Source organism: Galbibacter pacificus (genome assembly GCF_029603165.1).
Lineage (GTDB): Bacteria > Bacteroidota > Bacteroidia > Flavobacteriales > Flavobacteriaceae > Galbibacter > Galbibacter pacificus.
This window is the reverse complement of sequence record NZ_JAQSVC010000001.1, coordinates 387,025-410,215: the sequence shown is the minus strand read 5'-3', so window position 1 is coordinate 410,215 and position 23,191 is coordinate 387,025. Positions and strand designations below refer to the sequence as shown.

The 23,191-nt window shown below is 36.7% G+C and carries 11 protein-coding genes; 3 read left to right on the top strand and 8 right to left on the bottom strand.

The annotated features are described in order from the left end of the window. Window positions 1-34 precede the first annotated feature (34 nt). The 3 genes from PSF86_RS01730 (at window position 35) to PSF86_RS01720 (ending at window position 5,810) form a co-directional block, all read left to right on the top strand. Window positions 35-928 carry an AraC family transcriptional regulator gene (locus PSF86_RS01730; RefSeq protein ID WP_277898330.1) on the top strand — a complete coding sequence of 298 codons (894 nt, stop codon included), beginning with the start codon at window positions 35-37 and terminating at the stop codon, window positions 926-928. A gap of 124 nt (window positions 929-1,052) precedes the next feature. Then, window positions 1,053-2,459 carry a sugar porter family MFS transporter gene (locus PSF86_RS01725; RefSeq protein WP_277898329.1) on the top strand — a complete coding sequence of 469 codons (1,407 nt, stop codon included), beginning with the start codon at window positions 1,053-1,055 and terminating at the stop codon, window positions 2,457-2,459. Window positions 2,460-2,477: 18 nt separating this feature from the next. After that, window positions 2,478-5,810: a DUF5107 domain-containing protein gene (locus PSF86_RS01720; protein ID WP_277898328.1), complete on the top strand. Its 3,333-nt coding sequence runs from the start codon at window positions 2,478-2,480 to the stop codon at window positions 5,808-5,810. Window positions 5,811-6,053: 243 nt separating this feature from the next. Here the strand turns inward: PSF86_RS01720 and PSF86_RS01715 are convergent, their stop codons facing one another. The 8 genes from PSF86_RS01715 to PSF86_RS01680 all read right to left on the bottom strand — a co-directional run bounded on the left by PSF86_RS01715 (window position 6,054) and on the right by PSF86_RS01680 (window position 23,191). Continuing rightward, window positions 6,054-8,075, bottom strand: coding sequence for a sialate O-acetylesterase (locus PSF86_RS01715; RefSeq protein WP_277898327.1), 2,022 nt, complete (start codon window positions 8,073-8,075; stop codon window positions 6,054-6,056). Then, window positions 8,053-10,416 (bottom strand): glycoside hydrolase family 95 protein, encoded by a 2,364-nt coding sequence (locus PSF86_RS01710; RefSeq protein ID WP_277898326.1) that lies wholly within the window; start codon window positions 10,414-10,416, stop codon window positions 8,053-8,055. Before PSF86_RS01710 ends, PSF86_RS01715 begins: the two co-directional genes overlap by 23 nt. 19 nt (window positions 10,417-10,435) lie before the next feature. Continuing rightward, entirely contained in the window at window positions 10,436-11,134 is a 699-nt protein-coding gene (locus PSF86_RS01705) for a hypothetical protein (RefSeq protein ID WP_277898325.1), read from the bottom strand. Between the two features lie 43 nt (window positions 11,135-11,177). Further along, a complete protein-coding gene (locus tag PSF86_RS01700) occupies window positions 11,178-14,693 on the bottom strand; it encodes a T9SS type A sorting domain-containing protein (protein WP_277898324.1) in 3,516 nt (1,171 codons plus the stop codon). 82 nt (window positions 14,694-14,775) lie between these two features. After that, the gene (locus PSF86_RS01695; RefSeq protein WP_277898323.1) at window positions 14,776-16,728 is read right to left on the bottom strand and encodes a glycoside hydrolase family 97 protein; all 1,953 of its coding nucleotides are present in this window, start codon (window positions 16,726-16,728) and stop codon (window positions 14,776-14,778) included. A 58-nt stretch (window positions 16,729-16,786) separates the two neighbouring features. Beyond that, window positions 16,787-18,301, bottom strand: coding sequence for a RagB/SusD family nutrient uptake outer membrane protein (locus PSF86_RS01690; protein WP_277898322.1), 1,515 nt, complete (start codon window positions 18,299-18,301; stop codon window positions 16,787-16,789). A gap of 31 nt (window positions 18,302-18,332) precedes the next feature. Continuing rightward, window positions 18,333-21,404, bottom strand: coding sequence for a SusC/RagA family TonB-linked outer membrane protein (locus PSF86_RS01685; protein ID WP_277898321.1), 3,072 nt, complete (start codon window positions 21,402-21,404; stop codon window positions 18,333-18,335). A 191-nt stretch (window positions 21,405-21,595) separates the two neighbouring features. After that, complete coding sequence (locus PSF86_RS01680) at window positions 21,596-23,191, bottom strand: solute:sodium symporter family transporter (RefSeq protein ID WP_277898320.1); 1,596 nt, start codon at window positions 23,189-23,191, stop codon at window positions 21,596-21,598.

Below are 23,191 nucleotides of genomic sequence, written 5' to 3'. Positions count from 1 at the left end.
ATGGACTAAATTACACTTATAGCAGTTGAATGGCATGACAAAAAACGAAAAAATACACGATGGCTTTATAGGTCAAAGAATGATTGTCCTTCCCAAAAAAATTACAAACAATATTAAAAAAAATCCGCTAATTAAGACCTTGTATTTCACGGATATTGGTTTTTTTCCAAACGCAAGCAATCACTTTTTACAACGGGCAAAGGGCAGCAAACAATACATTCTAATTTATTGCAGAGATGGTCAGGGTTTTGTCCATATTAATAAAAAGAAAATTTCCTTGTCCCCCAACACTTATTATATTATCCCCCCTGACATCCCTCACAAATATTATGCTTCAACTGTACATCCATGGAGTATTTATTGGTTGCATTTTACAGGTAATACTGCCGGATTCCTGTATCAAAAATTTTTAGAGTCCGGAAAAAACAAAGCAAATTCTATCATTTTAGAAGAAAGAAGAATTAGTCTTTTTGATAATCTCATTGATGTATTGGAAGATGGATTTAGTATTCAAAATATAGAATATACCAACATAAGCTTATGGCAATTATTAAATTCATTTTTATACGAGGAGTTTTTTATTGGAGTTGGTAAACGCTTCTCAGAAAACAATACAATCCAAGCTTCTATAGAGTACATGAAAGCAAACATAGAAAGCCCCCTAAAAGTAAGCGATATTGCCAAGCAGCACAACTACTCCCCATCACACTATTTTTCGCTTTTTAAAAAAGAAACCGGTTATTCTCCCATACACTATTTTAATCAATTAAAGGTTCAAAAAGCTTGTCAATATTTGAGTTTTTCCTCATTGAGCATAAAAGAAATATGCTTTTCTCTGGGATTTAGCGACCCACTATACTTCTCAAGATTGTTTAAAAAAACAATGAATATGTCACCCCTGAAATACAGAAAAGATTACCAACATTAAATTATTATAATTTAGTCTCTTTATTTAAGTGATAAATAATAGAATAGTCCATTTTATTAAAGATAATATCCATAGAAAACGATTTCGTATATAGTAGTTTTACATCATAAGCATCTAAAGCGTTATGAAAAACTACAATTATACATTTTTGCTCTTCATCTGCCTTGTGGCTGCCCTTGGAGGGCTCTTGTTTGGTTACGATTGGGTTGTAATTGGCGGAGCTAAACCCTTTTATGAATTATATTTTAACATATCAAATACCCCTTCCCTCCAAGGCTGGGCTATTAGCAGTGCACTTATTGGCTGCATTATTGGTGCTGCACTTGCCGGTTTTCTAGCGGATCGATTTGGAAGAAAACGCTTACTAATAATGTCGGCCCTTTTCTTCACCATTTCTGCCTATGGCTCTGGAGCCGCTGTACATTTTAATTACTTTATTATCTACCGTATTATTGGCGGTGTGGGAATTGGTATGGCTTCTACCCTTTCGCCTATGTTTATTGCTGAAGTTACACCACCAAAAACCCGGGGCATGTTTGTCTCTATAAACCAACTTACCATTGTTATCGGGATTCTAGCTGCACAAATAACCAATATGCTGATTTCTGAATCTATCCCTGAGGAATTTTCGCAAATACAAATTTCACACTCATGGAATGGCCAAACTGGATGGCGATGGATGTTTTGGAGCGAATTAATCCCCGCTTGCCTATTTTTTATACTAATGTTTTTTGTACCAGAGAGCCCCAGGTTTTTAATAAAAAAAGGAAAAAGTGACAAGGCGAAAAGCATCCTGACTAAAGTTGGCGGAAGAACTTATGCAGATTTAGAAAGTGAAAAAGTAGAAGACACATTAAATGGTAATAAACCAGAAGTCAGCTTTAAAGAAATCTTTTCAAAAAGATCTTCAACCATTTTATCCATAGGTATTATCCTCGCCGTTTTTCAACAATGGTGCGGAATTAACATCATATTCAATTATGCACAAGAAATTTTTACTGCTGCGGGGTACAACATGAACGACTTATTTATGAATATTGTAATTACAGGAAGTATTAATTTGGTTTTCACTGTAATTGCCATGCTTAGCATTGATAAAATCGGGCGAAAAAAATTAATGTTATATGGTGCTGGCAGTCTTTCTCTTGTCTATCTGGGAATAGGTTCAATGTACGCTTTACAGGTTTCGGGATGGCCTATGCTCATATTGGTATTACTTGCTATTGCCGCATATGCTGTTTCGATAGCACCGGTAACCTGGGTTATCATTTCCGAAATTTTCCCAAATAGGTTTCGAGGTACCGCAATGGCCATTTCAACCTTTTCGCTCTGGATAGCATCTGCTTTATTGGTACAAACATTTCCCCTTCTAAATAAAAACTTAGGGGCCTCAGGCACCTTTTGGGTTTATGGATTCATATGTGTTTTGGGCTTTATGTTTGTTTACTTCCGACTTCCAGAAACTAAAAATAAGAGCTTGGAGGAAATCGAGAAGTCTCTATTTCCTAAAAATCCTACGAAATCATCATAATATAAAAAACTCAACAAAATGGAAAAAGTACGTATTTGGAAAGAAAACATTACTTTACCTACCTATGATATAGGAACTCCCGAAAAGAACCCAGTATTTATTGAAAAAAGGGTCTATCAAGGTAGTAGTGGAGCGGTATATCCATACCCTGTAATTGAAAAAATTCATGACACAAAAATAAACAAAACCTATATTGCCTTATTCTTAGAAAATCAATTCATTAAAATTATGGTACTTCCTGAATTGGGAGGAAGAATACAAATGGCCTACGATAAAACAAAGGAACGCCATTTCGTATATTACAATCAAGTTATAAAACCGGCATTAGTTGGATTAACGGGGCCTTGGATATCTGGAGGGATTGAATTTAATTGGCCGCAGCACCATCGCCCTACCACATTTGACCCAGTTGATTACCTGATGGAAGAGCACAAAGATGGTAGTGCTACTATTTGGTGTAGTGAACTGGAGAGAATGTTCCGGACAAAAGGAATGGCTGGATTTACATTGCATCCAGATAAATCATATATTGAAATTAAAGCCAAAATATATAATAAAACGCCCTTGCCTCAAACTTTTTTATGGTGGGCGAATCCGGCAGTAAAAGTAAATGATGCATACCAATCTGTTTTTCCTCCTGATGTAAACGCCGTATTCGATCATGGGAAAAGAGATGTTTCCTCATTCCCCATTGCTAAAGGGACTTATTACAAGGTAGATTATTCTCCAGGAACTGATATATCCCGATATAAAAACATTCCGGTTCCTACTTCCTATATGGCAATAACTTCCAAATATAATTTTGTAGGTGGTTATGAAAATGATTCCAAGGCAGGCTTACTTCACGTAGCTAATCATCATATATCACCCGGAAAAAAGCAATGGACCTGGGGAAATGGCAATTTTGGTCATGCATGGGACCGAAATCTAACCGATGAAGATGGCCCTTACATAGAGTTAATGTGTGGGGTATATACAGATAATCAACCGGACTTTACATGGTTAATGCCAGAGGAGGAAAAAGATTTTGTTCAGTATTTTATGCCCTATCGGGATTTAGGGGCAATAAAAAATGCAACCAAAAACGCCATGGTCAATATAGAGCAAAAAGCAGGCTCTTTAATTATAAAGGTACATACAACGGGGATCTATCCAAACTGTTCCATAAGGGTTCTAAATTCAAATGAAACTATTTTAGTCGATTCTTACATGGCATCGCCATCAAATTCATATGAAAAGTCTATTGCTTATCCGGCAGGCCAATCTATGGAAGGGATTCATATTGTGGTTCAAGATTATAAAAACAATATTTTGGTCGAATGGAAATGGGAAGAAGCTGATTTTAAAAGTATCCCGGATGCAGCAAGACCTGCATTGCTCCCCTCTGAAATTGAGCACCATGAACAGCTATTTCTCACAGGCCAACATTTAGAACAATACAGACACGCCACTTTTAGCCCAGTCCCTTATTACAAAGAAGCACTGCAAAGAGATCCAAAGGATACTCGTTGTAACAATGCAATGGGATTATGGCTACTTCGAAGAGCAAAGTTCAAGGAAGCTGAAGCATACTTTCAAAAGTCCATAGTTACTATTACCGAAAGAAACCCTAATCCATATGATGGGGAACCTTTTTTTAATCTCGGCCTTGCTTTAAAGTACCAAGGAAAACATCAAAAGGCCTATAATGCTTTTTACAAATCGGTTTGGAACTCAACATGGCAAAATCCAGGGTATTTGCATATTGCGCAATTGGATACTGTTTCTGGAAATTATCAGGATGCTTTATTACATATCGATAAATCAATATCCCGGAATACAAATGACCATAAAGCTTTGCATTTAAAAATTGCTCTTTTACGGTTAACAGGTGAGAATCTTGACGCATATGAAAACATAGAAACTGCCTTGAATAAAGATCCATTTAATTTTGGAGTATTATTTGAAAAGTATCTATTGGATAATTCAAAAGAAACTATTGAAGAGCTACATAAACTTACAAGGAGAAATATCCATAATTATATTGAATATGCTTTAGACTATGCAGCTTCAGGTTTGTATAACGAAGGTATCCGTCTTTTGGAAGCCGGTATTAATCAGGGAAATCAAACATACCCTATGGGCTGGTATTACCTTGGCTGGATGTATGAACAAAACAACGAAATAAAAAAAGCTTCTCTATATTATGAAAAGGGATCGAAAGCCGATCCAAAATATTGCTTTCCTAATCAAATTGAAGCTGTATTAGCACTTTCCCAAGCAATCCTAAACAATCCTAACGATGCCAAAGCCCCTTATTACCTTGGAAATTTTTGGTATGCTGCTAAACAATATGAAGACGCTATGAGCTGTTGGGAAAAGTCAATAGCCATTGATTCCGGATTTGCAACAATACATCGAAATCTATCGCTTGCCTATTTTAACAAGAAAAAAGATGCCGAACAAGCATTAAAGAGTTTGGAAAAAGCATTTAAATTAGATCCTACAGACGCTAGGATTTTAATGGAATTGGATCAATTATACAAGCGGCTGAATTATGATCTTGTCTTTCGACTTTCATTTTTGGAAGCTAACTTAGAGCTTGTTATACAAAGGGACGATGTGTACTTGGAACGCATTAACTTGTATAATTTACTAGGAAAACACGAAAAAGCATTCACACTTATAAAAAACCGAAAATTTCACCCTTGGGAAGGTGGTGAAGGTAAGGTAACAGGTCAATATGTGACCTGCTTGGTCGAAATGGCCAAAAATGCTATTCATAAAGACCATCACGAAAATGCAATAAATTATTTAGAACAAGCGCAATTCTATCCCGATAATTTAGGAGAGGGCAAACTATATGGTGCACAAGAAAACGATATTTATTTTTGGACAGGGATTGTTCTTAATTGTATAAATAAATCAGAGGAAGCGCTTGTATATTGGAAAAAAGCAACTACCGGTATAGAGGAACCTACGGAAGCCATTTATTATAATGATCAACAACCGGACAAAATCTTCTATCAAGGCCTGGCAAATTTAAAATTAGGAGAGGTACAAAAAGCCATTGAGCGCTTTAAGAAATTGATACACTATGGACATGAGCATCGCAATGACATAATAACTATTGATTATTTTGCTGTATCATTACCCGACTTAATGATTTGGGAAGATAATTTAGATACACGAAACTATGTTCATTGTACATATTTAATGGCTCTAGGTTATTTAGGTCTCAATCAATATGAAAAGGCGAAAAACCTTTTAAATGAAATTATTGCAATTAATCCTAATCATATGGGAGCGACCATACATCTAAATATATTTAAATACAAACATCTTTTATTCGATTCTATAACTCAAGAATAAATATATTCTCAGAAGAATCGGTTAACAATTGAGCTCAGTTAAATCAAAAAAAGAAGAAACATGGAGAGCCATTAAGATGAATACATGTCAGGGGTTGCAACTCCTCGATATTTTAACTTTTACACACTTTTCGGGATAGTGTCCTTAGTGATACTACCAATTATTAAAAAAGAGCCGGAACAAATCCCGGCTCTTTTCAAACTAACTAAAAAATGTCCCAAAATTGAGATCCATCTTTAACTTTCATTTTGTAATATCTTCCCATTGGTCTGTTTTAAACGGTGATGCAGGCAATCCATCCCTGTTATATAAATTTCCTTGGGGATTATCAGACCAATTATATCGTACTGCTTTTGGTTTTAATACCTTGGATGATGAAACAAATACTTTATTTCCTTTTATAATAGCTTTTCCCTGATAAAACACCTTATTCTCCCCTGCAATACTAAAGCCTTTGAGAGGTTCATGATGTGCCGCAACCAAACCATGCTCTGTTCCTGTGCTTTCAAAACTTATTTCCACGATATTTTTAACAACTTTAAAGTCTTGATATATAGGGCCTGTAAATACATTTTTTTTACCATATTTCTTATCTAGGGCAATTAATGCCAATCGTCTTCCTACTTCTTGTTTATTCTTAGGGTGAATATCAAAAGGATTACCAATATCCGTAGTTACAATCATTCCAGTATTAGACAACGCTTTATAGGTTTGTAATTGTGCATCTCTCAATTCTGCCCATGAAGAGTTCACGGGCTTCTCTATTGGCTCATTAAAATTAGCAAGTTGAACAAAGTAAAATGATAAACTGTTATTAGAATAATGTGACCTCCAATCCTGTATCATTAACGGAAATAAAGTTCTATACTGATGCGCTCTATCAACATTACTCTCTCCCTGATACCAAAGAACTCCGGTTATTGGGAATTTTACAAAAGGATGAATCATTGCATTAAATAATACACTTGGTCTATTTTGCTGTTGATATATAGTTGGTTTTTTTGGCAAATCCTGTAATGACACTCCCAATTGACACTTCCATATACCAGCTAATGGTATATGCCTTTCTGAGGTCCTTATAAAAAATTCATTTCCATAAATACCTCCCTGATTGGCTCCATCAAAAACCCGTATCACTATACTATTTGCTCCAACGTTTAAACACTGCTTTGGAATCCTATATTTTGAAATCTTATCGTATCCTTCACTAGCGCCAATAAATTTGCCATTAACCCATAGCTTATCATTATCATCTGCTGTAAAAACAATTTCTATATCACTCCTTGCTTCTACATCGGTTAATTTTATAGATTTCCTAAACCATATTGTTCCATTAAAATCCCTCAATGTTTTGTCCATATCTTCCCAATATCCAGGCAATGCCATAGTCTCCCATCCAGAATCATTATAGGAAGCTTTTGTCCAACAATGGCTTTTCTTGCCATCCAACACCTCCACAGTCTTATCCCAATTCTCCATTTTTGAAGTGTTCATAACATTAAGAGCATCCTGAGCCTTTTTTGAAGTCAATGCTTGTAATTCCATGTTGAATGCATCGATATTTTTAAGGGATTGTTTACTCATCCAGGCTTCAATAACCGTACCGCCCCATGAACTGTGTATTAGACCTATTGGAATTTTGGTTTCTTCCCATATTTTTCTAGCAAAAAAATAAGCTGTAGCCGAAAATCCGGCTATTGATTCAGGATTACATAACTGCCAAGTAGCTGAGATATTATCTGCATCGGATGGAGCTCTATGTTGCTTATGCTCAACCTGTAACAACCTAATCTTGGGATAATCGGCATTTAATATCTCCTCTTCATAATTATTAATTTTACCCCATCCGCCTAAAGGCATTTCCATATTAGATTGCCCTGAACACAACCAAACTTCACCTATCAATACATTCTTTATAAGAATCTCTCCATTACCTAAAATTGATATTTGATAAGGTCCTCCGTAGGAAGGGGTTGGCACAGGGGTTTCCCAATTACCATCTGGGTCCGAAATGGTTTTTATTGATTGTGGGGCCCAAGAAACTTTTATTTCAATAGGTGTATTAGGAGAAGCTGTTCCAAAAAAAGGAACATTCGTTTTTTGTTGCAACACCATATCGTCAGAAAAATAAGCCGGCACTTTTATCTGTGCATTTCCCGCTAAAATTGATAAATATATTAAAAGAAGCTGAATTCTTAAGAAATAAACCATACAATGCTTAATACGTCCTACTCTCATTTTTTTATCCTTTTTTAATTGTTTCAACAACTTGCACAACACCATTTACTTTTACATTAATAGATTTTTTCGAACTGGAATAAATCATAAAACCTGTCACCTTTCCCTGCTCCCATTTTACATCAACGGTATACCCTCCTTCTGCCTTTAATCCTTTATAATATCCTTGTTCCGACCATTGATCTGGTAATGCCGGCAATAATTCGATTACTCCTGCATGACTTTGTAGCAACATTTCTGCTATCCCTGCAGTTGCTCCAAAATTACCATCAATTTGAAAAGGAGGCCCTGCAGAAAGAAGGTTATAATAAACACCTCCTCCGGCACCATAATTAATATTGGTTGCCTTAGTTGGCCTTAATATGTTTGACAAAAGCTTAAACGCATGATTTCCGTCTTTAAGACGTGCCCAAAACAACATTTTATAGGCGATACTCCAACTAGGGCCATCATCGCCACGTGCTATTAAAGTTTTTTTGGCTGCTTCTGCTAAATCAGGTGTATGTCCTATGGTAATCTGGTTTCCTGGATAAAGTGCATAGAGATGAGAAATATGCCTGTGCTGTGGGTCTACCTCTTTATATGACCGCAACCATTCCATAATCCTACCATCAGTCCCAATTACAGCAACGGGTGGGATTACCTCCAATTTTTTTTCTAAAACAGTACTGAACTGTTTATCTATACCTAGGCTTGTAGATGCATCAACGACATTTTGAAAAAGCTCTCTTACAATTTGATTGTCTATTGTTGGTCCCATACAAATATTAGTCTGTTCGCCATTTTGAAGATAAAATGAATTTTCCGGGGATACTGAAGGTGCCGTTACCCACCAACCCGTTTTAGGGTCTTTTATTAACATATCCAGATAAAACTGGGCCACCCCCTTTAAAATAGGATAGATTTCCTTGAGATATTGCACATCATTGGTATACAAATAATGCTGCCATAAATTATTACACAACCACCCTGAACCAGCATTTGATATACCCCAAGACGCTTGTTCTCCTGGTGCCGTATACCCCCAAACATTGGTAATAACATGAGCTACCCATCCATCTGAATTATAATACGCTTTTGCTGTTTTTTCTCCATGAACAACCATGCTCTTTACCAGATCTTTAAGTGGAAGGTTTAATTCTGATAGATTAGCAACTTCCAACGCCCAATGATTCATTTGAATATTTACATCCAAATGATAATCCCCATTCCATGGAGTTTGCACATTTTTAGCCCATAACCCCTGAAGGTTAGGTGGTAATATACCGGGACGTGTACTAGAAATGCTTAAATATCGACCAAATTGAAAAAATAAAGCCGCCAAGGCATCGTCTCCCTCATTATATTCTTTAAAATCATGCAAGCGCTTATCTGTAGGTACCTCATTATTTGCCGAACGGCCTAATTTGAGGCTTACCCTGTTAAAAAGTTTGGCATAGTTTTCAATATGCTTCTTTCTTTGATCTGCAATTGATTTTGACAGCCCACTTTTCAACTCCCGATCTATTAGCTTTTCATAATCCTTATTTTTATAATCTGTTCCCATAGAAATAAGAAGAATCACCTCATCTGCATCTGCTATTTGCAGACTGTTAGAAGTGCTTTGAATTCTGCCACCATTTATCAAAGGAACTATTTTTGCTTTATAGCGCATACCATAACCATCGGTACCATTATTTAACTGCCCTTCCATAATAAGTGCTCCGTCTTTTGTAAAAGTTTGAAACCGTTCCTGCCGATCCATCCCTACTTCCAAGGAAATACTACCAGGTTTACTTGAAGACAATTTTATTATAGCTATGTCATCATCAAAACTGGTATAGTATTCTCGTGTATATTTGATGTCATTTATGCGAAATTCACAAGAAGCAATTGCCGAATCAATGTCCAACTTTCTCTTATAATCAACTTCTTCTATAATTGCTTTTTCCCCATAATCAAAATTCAAATATAAATTCCCCAATGTTTGGTAACATCCAAATGGTACATCGGCACCATTTCCACTACCAGAACCTTTTCCTTTGGCTATAAAGTGTTTATTTATAATAGCTTCTGCCTCCTTATTTTTCCCATCAATTAATAGTTCTCTTATTTGTGGCAAATATTTGTACGCATCTTTTCTATTGGCGTCTTGAGGTTGCCCAGACCATAAGGTGATATCGTTCAAAACAATTTTATCCGTTCGTATTCCACTATCGGGAGTCATTCCCAATCTACCATTTCCTAATGGAAGTGTTTCTTCCCAAACCATAGCCGGGTGGGTATACCAAATTGCATTTATGTCCTTTTGAGCTTGACAACCGAAAAAACAAAAAAAAGCAGCTCCAATAGAAAACAACAGAGAAGATCCCTTATGAGTATTTGTCATTATTTTTTAATTCAGAATATTAATTAATAGTAAATGTATATACTTGAGAATAGCTACTGTTGGTACCATCAGATGCTTTAACTCTCCAATAATAGGTCCCCCCTTCCAGTTGAACCGTATACGATGGAATTTCAATGTTTTTAAATTCATCTGTAGGCTCTTGCAATCCATCTATTTCATCCAAGAACAATGTATAGGTTAATTTATCCTTGTCAGGATCTGTAGTTTCCCATCTCAGTGTTACTTTCCCATCTTCTAATTGAACGGTACTGCCATAATCAGGATACAACGGCTTGGAAGGAAACGGTGCATAATTTTTTTTTGGTTCCCCAACAAAATAAAAATTCCAGGTCGGACTGGTACCATGAACGTCACTGTTTATATTTTTTGAGATAACATGCCAGGAATATGCACGGTTATGCACCAACTCCAATTCCTTTTTAGTATCATATATCTCCTTATAAACGATGAAATTCTCTCCTGTTTCAATATCATCGACAACCAAGTCGTAACTCTGGGCATTTTCGGCTTTTTCCCATTCAAAGATTAAACGGCTGTTCTCAGTTTCTGAGTTTGTTCCCGGTTCACATACCTGATCTTTAGTTGGTGAAATAAGTTGAACATCAGCCGGAACAACAGTTGGAGTATCATCGTTATTACATCCAGTCCAGATACCTGTAACGAGTAAAAGTTGTATGGTTCTAATAATTCCTTTCATTTTTTATTTTAGCTTTTTAACGTGACACAAAATTATTACAGCATCACTTTTTAAGTACTTTAAAGGTTTCATTGTATTCTTTCCCAGAAACATTCACAAAATAAACTCCTCCTTTAATACTACTTAAATCAACAGTTATTTTTGAATTAATAGTAGTATCCTTCTTGGTCAAGATGAAATTCCCATGAAGATCATGAATTGTAGTTTGAACAACACCATCAACATCTGAAAGAGAAATTTGCACAAAATCCTTAGTAGGATTTGGATAAGCCTTGGACTCTTGTGATACATATATTTTTTCATGATATATTCCTTGACAACTGAGGTCACTTCTTACGCTTAATTCGTTTAACCCATCCCTCAATTTCAAATCATGTTCCCCCGAATTAAAAAGTAATTCATCTCCATTTAAATCCACATAATACCGCTCTGCCCCTTTCAAACTTATATGAACGGTGGATGTACGTTTATTATAAGACGAAACCGCATCTATAGTTCCGGGTTCGCTTATAGTTATCTCAAAACATTGCTTATAATCTTGCGCCTCATCAATGGTAAAACAAAGCTCATACGAGCCGGCCGATAATTCGTTTACATTATAGTTTGTAGTATGTTGGGGTAAAATTATTGGTTCTTTCCCAGAAATCTCAATGGTATACGTATAATCAGCGTTCTTGAAATCTATATTTATTTCTCCGTCTTTACTGCCATTACAACTTGCATCTGTAGATTGAATCTGATAATTGTCCGGTAATGAGAAAATACAGGAATTTTCCCCCGAATTAAATTCATAGAACACTACATCCTTTGCGCCCAAATTTACTTGTAATGAATTACCATTTAAGGCAAACATATCTCCCGTGAAAAGTTCTTTAACACAATACCCCTCATTAGTAAACCCTAGTCTATCAAGAGCTATATTATAAGATTTTTGGTCTCCATAATTAAATACTGCCACATAATTAACCCCATCTACTTGATTTACAAAAACCTCGTTAGCACGATCTCCTGTATTACCTTCGACCGGCCTAAATGCTTTTCCATTTTTCGCAAGTTTTAAAAGTGCTTCATTTTGCAATAATTCCTTTGCAGTGTTTCCCCAATTTCCTGAAGAAGAAAAATCGTCCCCGGTTATAATGGTCCCTGTGACAATAGCTGATGCAAGTCTTGCTCTGTTTTCTCCTTCACTTGAATTCCCAAATACGATATGGTCTGCATCTAGATAATCATAAATTTGTGATTGCCACCACCCATATGAAGTACTGTTCAATGTATATTCTGTAGCATTAATATCGGCATATGCATCACAGGCTATTCTTCGCATATGTACATAGCGCCCAGAAGCCATGTTAGGAGAAATTGCAGCATATACCAACATCTCTCCCCCAATCTTATCGGTAAGATACTGCATCCCAGATTTAAAGGCCTGCATCCCTGTCGTTATATCTGGATCATAATAAGTATTTGCTTCTGCAGCTGCATGGCCTATAAAATCAATTTTTATCATCTTAAAACCTGCCTGTTTGAATTTATCGATAACCAAATCAATCCTATCCCTTGTAGCTGGATGTGTAGGATCCATTGCTCTTGCTCCATCTACATCATGATAACCTCCATCGACTTGAATCCATGTATCGGCATAGTTATAGGTGCTACCTTCCACTCTTCGGTCAAACTTTCCCCAATCTACAAAAGGGGCCCAATAAATTCCTGGTTTCAAATTATGCTGGTTACAATAATCCACAAATTCAGATAGCTTTGTAAAGTCACCCTCCAAGCCACCTTCAACAAGATTATCCCAGTAAGAATCCAAATCTATATAGGCTGTTTCATTATTTCTGAACATTGGAATTTCATCAGCAAAAAAATCAACTACCGATTTTGCTTTATCAAGCGTAATATCCGATTGTATACTTCCCCAACTGTTCCAGCCAAAAGGCACTGCTTCATTCCAATCGTTTATATATCTTCCTCCTGTCAACTTATCTGCATTTCCGTAAGATTCCATCCCCAATCTCCAATCTTCAAAATAACCGACAAAAATTTTAGGGGATTTTATGGAATCGCCTTTGATTTTACCATGTGGATTTTCATCGCGGGTATCTGATGCCGAAGTATAGCCTCCCCAAATACGAAAATCATTCAATACATTACCCACCCCACTACTTTCAATTCCAGTCTTCCAGACTGCATGTTCTACCGATCCGATTACAATCCCGTTTCTACTATTATTTTCGTAGAATGCAGTTACCTCAGAACTGATATTCGTGACCTGACCTCCTAAGGATAATGCATTGTAACGAACCCAAGCATCATTATCAAAGGGAATATCCAACAGACGATTATCTCCTTGTGCTTCCAGAGCAATATGCGAAGAGACCATAGGTGCCATATAATTACTTTCCAAAATTTGTCCTTGAATTACAACTTCCATTAAAAAGAAAGGTTGCTCATCATAGAAATAAAAATTTTGTTGCATTTCGGGGAAATTACTGTCAGTTAAATCAACTGTTACTTTGATTCCGCTCCCTAAATCATCTGAAAAACTACTTTGATTTATTGTTCGTTGCGAATACTCTTTAGATGAAAATAACGTATCGCCATTAGATACTTCTGAATATGAAGCCTGTACTATTAATTGATCTTGTTGAAAAACATCAAATGTCCCTGTTTGTAAATTGTATTCCATTTTGCCATCATTTCCATAGGTAAATTGATTACAATCATTACATTCTCCAGCATCTTCCTGAATTAATCGTAACGAGAACGCATCAATATTAGGAGCCCAATCATTATCATTATAAAACTTTAAGGTGTTAACCCCTTCGTTTAAGTTTATACTTATGTCTTGATTGGCGTACAAACCCCAATCACCAGACAAACAAGAAAGCTCTAGCGAATTAGCGTCGTTGGCCGAAATAAAAATAGATCGTGGGTCTCCAGAATTAAAAATTAGTTTTAGATTATAAGACCCCGTTTGTGCAACCGTAACATCATAGGTCATATACCGGTCATAGCCCAAATCACCCACTTGTTTACCCCCTGAACAACTCCCACAATCCTGAATACTGGCAACTCCATATAAATTTGAGTCGGTTTCGGCTTCATAATATGTATCGGAATAGGACAAAAGCTCAAGTGAAAACCCATCAATATTAGGCGCCCATCCATAGTCATTGAAAAATTTTATTGTGTTAACGCCGGACACCAGTTTTACGTCCACTTCCCTATCCGATTTTGTACTCCACTCTCCATTATTACAAAGGGCTTGTGCTGGGACAGAATCTCCATTTATCGAAATAAATATAGAACGATCCTGTGCTGAAGAATAGCTAAACTTCAATCTGTAAATTCCTTCTTCGGCAATGCTCACATCATAAGTAAAATATCGATCATATCCCAGATCTCCTACTTGTTTACCGCCCGAGCAATTTCCACAATCCTGAATACTGGCAACGCCAAATAAAGTGCCATTCTCTGCTTCATAAAAAGTTTGGGCACTTATATGACTGGTAATAATAAATAGCACAAGGCTAAAAAAAGTAATTTTTTTATTCATTGGTTGGTTATTATTAGGTTAGGTAAATGAATATAAATCTATCTCCATTGACATTAAGTCTTTATTAGATGATATTCCTTCGTTATTTCATAGCCTCATCCTCAATGAATTCGATAATAAACCCGCCCTTTGGCGCTATGTTATATACGAAATTTGAATTAACAGAATTAATTTTAGATTCAAATTCCATTAGTGGGTTTTTACCCTCTTTTATTATCCTATAACTAGAGGATTTATTATTGTACTTGGTAAGGTCCAATTGAATAGGTTGTTCGGAATTGGTTCCATTAATTCCGACTATATATGAACGTTCTCCACTTTTTCGTGCCAACACTATTGCTTTACCCGGTTCCCCAATTATACACTCTGTATGATCCCAAGTAGCCGGTATTTCCTTTAATAAATTTTGAACATCGTTAGGCAAAGACTCTAGCATTTCTTTTGAATCTGCAAAATGAATAACCCCCGAGGTATAAATCATAGATGTTGCCAATTCATGAACTGCTGTATTTAAGCGTTTATACTTTCTCATTGTAAGTGCAACCGGTGTATAATCTGTTGGCCCAGCTACATTTCTGGTAAAAGGTAAAATTGTATTTTGCCCGGCAGCCATATCCGGAAAACGCTCTTCATAGAAATAACTTTCGGTTCCTAGCACAGCTTCGGCTGTCACGAAGTTAGGCCAGGTTCGGTGCCAACCTCTAGGAACTGTTGTCCCGTGCAAATTGACCAACAAATGTTGATTTGCTGCATCCTTAAATAAAGATTGTAATGCTCCCATAACCTCCTGCCTATCAGAACACCAAAAATCTATCTTAACACCTTTAATGCCCATATCTGCCAATTGTTTAAATCGTTCCTTACGTTCCTTTGGATTAAAATAGCTACCAGAATACCCCCATACCATGGGCTGAATTCCTTTTGCTATTGCTTTATCAATAATAGCTCCTTCATCATTAGCTTTTTCCCAGCCTGCATCGAACAAAGTATATTTCCAATTCATATTAGCTGCCAAATCCGTAAACCTGTTATATATTTCTGGTGAATGATCATCAGGATGAGACCACCATGACCAGGAAGCTTTTCCCGTTTCAATCCAAGAGGTATCTTCAATTTTAGATGCCGGTGCTAAATCGGTTATCAATGTGGAAAGCAAAATATCTCCCGCAGATTCTCCAGTAATGACAACTCTCCATGGCATTGTCCATGGCAATTTTGACGTTGGCAATGCCTCTGTATTTTTATCCAAAGGAAGTGTATAAGCTTCATCAGCCTTTGCAAAAGCAATGCTGTATATTCCATCTTCAGCTATTGGCCTTAAGTGGCAACCACTAAAGCTCCCATCGGTAGCCGATTCGGCAATTAACACCCAGTTCTTCTTTTGATTTACATTGAAAAGAGCAGGCATGCACCATCCAACAGATGGATTTCGAGCTCCGGATATGGAATCTCCAGAGGATACCTCTAAATAAAAATCCTCATACCCGGGTGTATAATCTCCGGCCTTATTATAGGGTTGTAACCACCCCCGTGCGTTCTTTTCAATATGAAAACCGGTAATTTCCTTCTTTATAGTATGCTTTTTTTGATCTGCTTCGGGAAACCTATACCTGAAGGCTACACCTTCTTCTCCAGAGACCAAGTCAACAACCATCGTTCCTCCTTTGGTATTTTTAACTACTACACTTTTGGTTTGAAGTATATGATTTATTTTGCTTTGGTGCCCAACTTTTAGTTGGTACTTTTCAGTTCTTTCCTGAACAGATGAAATATCAACAATCTTCAGCCCATTTGTAAAATCATAATCATTAGAAATAACTCCCATTGGAGAAGGTTTAATTAATATTTTTCCATTACGTTTCACATGGTAAGTCAGTTGCCCCAAGTCTGTTAAGGACAATACAATTTCATTAACTCCGTTTTTTGAAGCCAATTTTATCTGTTCCGATGATTGATTTTCAGTACAACTTGTTAACAATAGAAAAAAACAGTATAGGTGAAGCAACACTCTGTTTTTAACGAATAGTTTTTGCATGGTTATTTAAATTTTAATAAAAAAATGTCTTTTATAAATAGGCCAAAACCACGGGCTATCAATAACCCGGGTTTTGATCTTCTTCATTAATATTATCGTTCTGCTTGATTTCAGATTCCGGTATAGGATACCATTTATGAAAATCCTGAATTGTTCCAGATTCTTTAGCCCATGGATTTCGCTCTTTAACATATTCGACAAAGTGTCCGGTTCTAATAAGGTCCATTCTTCTCCATCCTTCAAATCCAAGTTCTCTCATTCGCTCATCCAATATTGCTGAACCAAATTCCGCTTGAGACGTTCCAGATGGCCATGCTTGAGAGGCTGGGAGTGTTCCTCCATAAGCACGGGCACGGACCGTATTATTTACTAAATTAATTGCCTCGCCCGTTCTTCCTAATTCATTCAAACACTCTGCTTTACACAATAAAATATCTGCAAGCCTTAAATAATAAACCAAGCCACCAGAATACCAAAAGTTCTGTTCACCTTGGGTTCGTATATCCTCAAATTTTTTAATATGAGGTTCCAATTCATCCGATTGTCCTGTCCAGGTTATTTGCGGTTCTCTTCCATCGGGCAATGTAAAGTCATATCGAATGCTCACTTCTCTTCGGGTATCTCCGTCCTGTCCTTCCCAAATAGTTTCATAATAATACTGGGTAGGAAGTGCCAAATCATAACCTCCGAAATACGTGTTCGAGTCCATATCGGCTACCGCTCTAGATCCCGCATGATGCTGTATCATATTATTATCGGGCGACATATTATTAAATTGGAAAGCATAGATTACCTCACTTGTATTTTGATCCAATCGTGTATCGAATAAATCTTTATAATTAGGAATCAAAGCATAATTTGGAATCATCATATCAAAGTAATCTACCGCCTTTTGATAGTCTCTCAATCCCGTTTCTTCCGGCGCATACATATAAACTTTACCGAGCAATGCTTGTGCTGCACCTTTGGTTGGAATTCGTTTATCATCCTGTGTCAAAGGTAAATGCTCTGAGGCAAATTCTAAATCATTTATGATAAATTGAAAAACATCGCTAAGAGGCTGTCTGGATTCCTTCATGTCTTCCAGGTCTATAATGGGGATTGGCCCCCACAGCATTGCCAATTCGAAATTAATTGATGCTCTTATAAAAGATGCCTCTGCTTTTAATTCATCAGATGGTGAATAATGGACTGCCTTTGCCGCAGCACTTATAACAGGCCAACGCTTATTCCATTCTCCCGCTAATGTAGAATTAAATGGATTCATGGCCCCATTATACTTGTCAAGAGCGGCTTGTGTATTATTCTCTTGAACCTGCTGCCCACCTTGCTTGCCTTCATCCGAGCCCAACACCATGTACAAGGCACTTCTATCTTGTCTTGTGTTGCGCCACTGGGTATACAATCCGGAAATCAATAACTTTAAGTTTTCCTCATTGCCATATACCTCTTCTTCTGTTAAACTCGTATATGGGTCCTCCTCTAAATATTCCGAACATGAAACCAATTCAAGCATGGCAACACAAAGAAACACAACCCAAAATTTATATTTGATATTAATTATTGTTTTCATTTTGTTGAATTTTATAGATTCTTAAGTACAATTAAAACGTAACATCCAATCCCGTTACAAGCATTCTTGCGGTAGGGTACCAATCGCCATTTTCTGGGTCGTAACCTTTGTAATCGGTCCAAGTAAGCACATTATTTCCAGAAACATACAATCTAAGACTGGACATCCCGATTTTGCTTGCAAATTCACCAGGTAAATCATACGATAAAGTAATAGTAGACAACCTTAAATAAGACGCGTCCTGCAGCCCCCATGAAGTATCACCAGCTCCAAACCGTTGCGCATTATCGTAGGTAGCACGAGGTATCGATGTATCCATATGGGTAGGGGTCCATCTATTGAGCATATCTGTATGGGCTGGCCCAAACCCGGTTCCGCTCATTAATCCTTCGTAATAACCACTTATTTTCTTAGCACCATACGAATATGTAAATACTGAATTTAATGATAGGTTTTTCCAAGAAAACCTAGTAGAAAAACCACCATAAAATTTAGGATCTTGTTTCCCTACAATTACGCGATCATCCTCATCTATAACTCCGTAACCTTCTTCTCCTTCTTCTTGCTGATCTTTAGGCAAAATATCTCCAGGTTGCAATGTTTTTCCGGGCAACTCCAAACCATTAACATAATCCATGTCTTCGGGCTGAATTATCCTATCAAACTCCCACATATATATAGAGTTTAAAGACTCCTCCAAGAAGAAGTTTCCTGTTCGTTGTATATCAGTGCCCGTAAATCCTCCGAAGTTATAAATAGCGTCAACATCCTGGTATAGTTTGGTAATTTTATTCTTGTCTTTTGAGAAATTTGCAGAGACATCCCAATGAAAATTGTCGTTATCAATTATTACCCCATTTATGGTAAGCTCCACTCCACGGTTGGTCATTTCACCAATATTTTCAATTGCTGCACTATACCCTGTAATTGTAGATAATGTCCTCCTCATTAAAAGATTTGAGTTTACAATATCAAAATATTCAGCGGTAATGGAAAGTCTATTATTCAATAAAGATAAATCTATCCCCAAGTTAAACTGATCTTGTTTTTCCCAAGTGAGATTTGGAGTACCACGTAAACCAGAAGACACAAACGATACCTGTTCATTAGAATAAACAGGGTTGTATAAACTATAGAAAGCATAATTAGGTATATTTTGATTACCAACACTACCATAACCCACTCTTAGTTTCATTAAATCAAAAACATGTTGACTCTCCATAAACTGCTCATTGGTTATATTCCAAGAAGCTGCCACTGACGGAAAGAAACCCCACTTATGACCATCATAAAAGCGAGAAGAGCCATCATACCTTCCCGTTAATGTCAAAAAATAGCGGTTGTCATAATTATAATTTAACCTTCCCAGGTAAGATTGCAATGTAGCCGCACTTTTATCAGAACCCAGACTAAAGTTCGGCTTATCAAAAGCCCCTCCTAAATCGTAATAACTAAAGTCATCTGTTGGAAAGTCACGTGCCAATACATTGGTATAATGAAATTCATCTTTACTTAAACTAGTAGAAAACAATGCCGTTAAATCATGCTTTCCAAAATCGGTCTCATAGGTAATGGAATTATCCCATTGGTAATAATTGGAGTAATCTAAATTATGAATTGCCCGTCCTAGATATGAATCTCTTTTTGCCTGTTGAATATCTCTAGGGACATACTCATAATATTCCTGTTTCACATTATCAACAGCAAAAGTTGTACGAATTGTTAAACCTTCTATCGGTTTAGCTTCTGCATAGTTTGATGAAGCAAGTTTGGTTCGTATTCTATCCTTCTCTATTTTTAAGCTATTAATAGGATTTTCTGCATTGATATCCCAATTATTTCCCCAGGCAAGGAACAGCGTATCCCGGTAACGCTCTATGGGCAATAGGGGATTTGCCCCCCTTGCATCTTCAAATACCGACCCGTCAACTTCGTCATATACTGATTTCGTATAAGAAGTATTGGTCCCCACTTTAAGCCACGGTTTTATTTGTTGTTCCGCATTGATCCTTCCTGTATATCTTTTATTTGAAGACCCTTTAATCAATCCATCCTGATCTATATATCCAAAGCTCAAGTAATATGAATTTTTTTCGCCTCCTCCTGAGAAACTCAAAGCGTGATTTTGTTGAATGGCGGATCTGGAAACTTCTTCTAACCAATTGTAATTTTTACCTTGTGCGTATGATTCTTTTTCATAATCGGCAAACCAATTCGAATTGTCTCCCAATAACTCTTCGTTTATAAATTGATCTCTGGAAGCGTTTGGATTTGCTGCAAAATAGTCATCAGCAACATGTGAATTTACCAATGCATCGATTCGTAAGTCGAAAATATCATTTGCATTAAGAGTAATATCTTCGTTCGTGAATTCCTGAACACCCATCCATGTCTTATAACTAATTTGCCCCTCACCGCTTTTACCTTTTTTGGTCGTTACAACTACAACTCCATTAGCTCCTCGTGACCCATAAAGTGCAGTTGCACTTGCATCTTTTAGTACATTAATAGAAGCTACATCGTTTAAGTTAGTCAAGTTAAAATCCCCATCCATTACAATTCCGTCTATAACAAAAATTGGATTCCCCCCATATTGCAGTGAGTTATTTCCACGTATACGGATGCTGGCATTTCCTCCGGGAGAAGGATCGTTTTGAATAAAAACACCTGAGGCCCTCCCTTGCAAAGCTTCATTAATACTGGTTACTGGTCGTTCTTCCAGGACTTCTTCATCAACATTCACTACAGCACCAGTTAAATCTCCTTTCTTAACGGAAGCCCCTACAATAACCACCTCATCCAGAGCCTCGGAAGCTATTTTTAAAGAAACATTTATTTCCTGACGTCCTTGCACAGGTTCTTTTTTTGTCTCAAAGCCGATATAGCTAAAAGTCAATACATCATCGGCATTTGCACCATTTACTTCATACCTTCCATCAAAATCTGTGGCAGTTCCAGTATTCTTCCCGGCAATGATAACATTCACTCCTGGAAGCGGTACTTGATCCTCATCGGTTACCACCCCACTTACCGTTTGAGCCATTGCCAAACCGGAAAACATTAAAAGTGAAACAGTCAATAAGAGTCTAATTCTTTTTTCCATCTTTTTAAATTAGTTTTTAAAGTTTACATTGTTAGTTGCTTGTAATTGAATTTTAAGTAAAGTTATTGTACTATACTATTCTATTCAGAAACAATAATACAAATATTTTTTCTTTTTTATAAGAATTCACTAAAAAAAAAGATGAAAAACACGTAAACTATCATTAACGGTTATTACCCTTTGTTAAAACCTTATGCAATACCATATGGAGAAAAGAGTAGAAAAACTGCTATCATTAGAACTATTAGAAGAATTGCACTATAATTGAGATATTTCCAAGACTGAAAATTACCAGAATACTGCAATGGCATTATTTTTATTTCGTTTTTTGGCAAAAGAGCTCCTAAGAGGAGCATCCAAGCTGAAGTAAGCAAAAACAGTATCCCTAATAAATGTAAATAATGCAAACGTATTTCCATTACATAATTAGCAACCACATAACAAATAATAAAAAGAATTGCCCCGGACTTAGCCGCCAAAGGAGAGACTTTTTTACTAACAAAACCAAGTATTACAATTGTAAATATGGGAACACAAAACATTCCGGACAGTTGCTGAAGATAGGTATAAAATCCACTGTCTGCAAATAATATAAAAGGTGCTGTAAACATGGCTATCAAAGAGACCACTATTTGAAAAAGTTTACCTTTTCGTGTGAGGTCACGTTCAGATGTCCGTTTTCCTCTTTTCCTTTGTAGCGGTTTGTATATATTTAATATGAATAAGGCGCTACTGCTATTAAGCCCAGCATTGAATGTAGTAATTGCCGCCCCCAATACAACTGTTGCCGTTAATCCAATTAATATATCGGGCAAGGTCTCCCCTACTACTTTAGGAAATATTTCAGCAGTATTATCTAAACGGCTTATCAAATGAACCCCAATTAAACCAGGTATATTTATCAAGAATGGACATAGCAATTTACCTAAACAAGCCAAGGCCATTCCTTTTTGACTTTCTTTTAAGTTTTTGGCTGTCATAGCTTGTTGAACTATGTATTGCTCCATTCCCCAATAATAAACATTCATGATAAGCATTCCTGTAAAAATGGTCCCAAATGGAATTTCATCGCTTGAAGTTCCAATTGAGTTGAGATGTTCCTTATGTTGAGATAGCAATATCCCTAAACCGTCAAAAAAATTTCCACCCCCCAATACCTTAAAGCCATAGTATGGGAATGCTATGCCAATCAACAATAGCCCTATGCTTAAAACACTATCGGATATCGTTATTGCACGAAGGCCTCCATAAATGGAATATAAACTTCCTATTGTACCAATTACCCATACCATAAGCCAAATTTGTTGCCAGTACCCCATACCTGGCAATTCCATAAAATCAAACATTCCCGTAAAAGCTACCGCTCCTCCATAAAGAACAGCCGGAAGTAAGTTTACCAAGTAGCTACATAAAAAAATTATGGAAACCAGTCTTTTGGTAGCACCGTCATATCGCTTGCCCAGATAATCAGGAATAGTCATGGAGTTGGTCTTAAAATAGATGGGGAGTATAAATTTAGCCACCAATAACATGGCAAAAATGGAGCTTACCCCCCAAGCCATTACACTCATATTGTTAATATAAATGGACTCGTTTTCCCCAATAAGCTGATTAGCACTGATATTACTTAGGAACAAGGCACCCCCCACAATCCAAAAATTGTTCTCTTTATTGGCAAAAAATAAACCCGCTGTTGTGCGGGTTATATCTTTCCTGGTTTTTATATAAGAGATTATTGCTATCAATAATGTACAAAATACAAAACTCCCAAATACAACTACATTCAT